The organism is Streptomyces sp. NPDC017529 (assembly GCF_044329785.1).
Classification (GTDB): domain Bacteria; phylum Actinomycetota; class Actinomycetes; order Streptomycetales; family Streptomycetaceae; genus Streptomyces.
On the sequence record NZ_JBIRJY010000049.1, the window covers coordinates 1 to 2,246 of the forward strand.

Below are 2,246 nucleotides of genomic sequence, written 5' to 3' on the forward strand. Positions count from 1 at the left end.
TATGCGCATCAGGATGTGCCGTTCGAGCGGTTGGTGGAGGCGTTGAATCCGGAGCGCTCCGCGGACCGCAACCCGCTCTTCCAGATCGCACTGGCGATGAACAACACCGCCACGGTCGAATACGGACTGCCGGGCACCGAAGCAGAAGAGGTCACCGTCTCCACCGGCACCGCGAAGGTGGACCTGACGTTCGCCGTACGCGAGCGCCGGGACGCCGAACAGGCGCCGGCCGGACTCGAAGGAGAGGCCGAGTTCCGCACCGACCTGTTCGACCGGGCCACCGTGGAAGGGCTGCTCGCGCGGCTGCGCAGGCTGCTGGAAGCGGCCGTCGCCGACCCGGACCAGGCCATCGGAAGCCTGGAGATCCTGAGCCCCGCCGAGCGGCACGCCTTGTTGGGGACCGCGGGCGGCACCACCCCCGCCCAGGCCCCGGCGACGCTGCCCGAGCTGTTCGCGGCACAGGTGGCCCGTACCCCGGACGCGGTCGCCGTCGAAACGCCGGACACCAGACTCGGCTACGCGGAGCTGAACGCCCGCGCCAACCGCCTGGCCCGGCTGCTGGCCGCCCGCGGCGCGGGACCGGAGCGTGTGGTGGCGCTGGCGCTGCCCCGCTCGGCCGACCTGGTCACGGCCGTACTCGGCGTACTCAAAACCGGCGCTGCCTACCTGCCCGTCGACCCCGGCTACCCGGCCGCGCGGATCGCCTACCTGCTCCGCGACACCGCCCCCGCGCTCCTGGTCACCGACCACGCGACGGGCGCCGCACTGCCGGACACGGACGTCCCGGGCCTCTGCCTGGACGCGGACGACACGGCCCGCGCCCTCCGTGAGCAGCCGGACACCGACCTCACCGACGCGGACCGTACGGCGCCCGCGCTGCCGGCGTGCCCCGCGTACGTCATCCACACGTCCGGCTCCTCCGGCGCCCCGAAGGGCGTGCTGGTCCCCCACAGCGGCGTCGCCTCCCTCGCCGCAACGCAGCGCGAACGCCTCGGCGCCGGGCCGGACAGCCGGGTGCTGCACTTCGCCTCGCCCAGCTTCGACGCGTCCTTCTGGGAACTGTGCATGGCGCTGCTGACGGGTGCCCGCCTCGTCATCGCGCCGGCGGACCGCCTGCTACCGGGAGCGCCGCTGGCCGAGACCGTCGCCGCGTACGGCGTGACCCATCTGACCCTGCCGCCCTCGACCCTGGCGGCGCTGGCCCCGGACAGCCTCCCCGAGGGCCTCACGCTCGTGGTGGCGGGCGAAGCCTGCCCTGCCGAACTGGTGGAACTCTGGGCGCCTGGCCGCGTGTTGGTCAATGCGTACGGGCCGACGGAGGCGACGGTGTGTGTGTCGATGTCGGGGCCGTTGGGGGGTGGTGGTGTGCCGCCGATTGGTAGGGCGGTGTGGGGTGTGCGGGTGTTTGTGTTGGATGGGGGGTTGCGGCCGGTGCCGGTGGGTGTGGTGGGGGAGTTGTATGTGGGGGGTGTGGGGTTGGCGCGTGGGTATGTGGGGCGGTGTGGGTTGACTGCGGAGCGGTTTGTGGCGTGTCCGTTTGGTGGGGTGGGGGAGCGGATGTATCGGACGGGTGATGTGGTGCGGTGGCGGGTTGATGGGGAGTTGGAGTTTGTGGGGCGGTCGGATGGTCAGGTGAAGGTGCGGGGTTTTCGTGTCGAGCCGGGTGAGGTCGAGGCGGTGTTGGGTGCTCATCCGGGTGTGGGCCGGGCTGTGGTCGTGGCGCGGGAGGACCGGCCGGGGGATGTCCGGCTGGTGGCGTACGCGGTCCGCGTATCCGAGGTGGAAGCGTCGGACGTACAGGAATTCCTCCGCGCCCGGCTGCCCGGCTACCTGGTGCCTGCGGCCGTCGTGTTCCTTGACGCCCTGCCGCTGACGCCCAGCGGCAAGCTGGACCGCCGCGCCCTGCCCGCCCCCGGGACGACCGGCGACGCGCCCTCCGGTCGCGCGCCACGCACGCCCGAGGAAGAGGTGCTGTGCGGCCTGTTCGCCGAGTTGCTGGGCGTGCCCGTGGTCGGTGCCGAGGACGGCTTCTTCGCGCTGGGTGGTCATTCGCTGCTCGCGACGAGGCTGGTCAACCGGGTCCGTGCCGTCCTCGGCGCGGAGCTGGACCTCCGTGCCGTCTTCGAGACGCCCACCCCGGCCGCCCTGGCACGGCGTCTCGACAGCGCGGCGGCCGCCCGTCCCGCCGTCGTACGCGCCGAGCGGCCTTCCCGGCTGCCGCTGTCGTTCGCGCAGCGGCGCTTGTG

Annotated in this window: 1 protein-coding gene; it reads left to right on the forward strand. The window is 72.9% G+C overall.

Translation table 11 applies throughout. The features are described 5' to 3' along the window. Positions 1-15 precede the first annotated feature (15 nt). On the forward strand, positions 16-2,246 hold a 2,231-nt coding region (locus tag ACH4K4_RS38635; RefSeq protein ID WP_398175061.1), incomplete at its 3' end, for an amino acid adenylation domain-containing protein.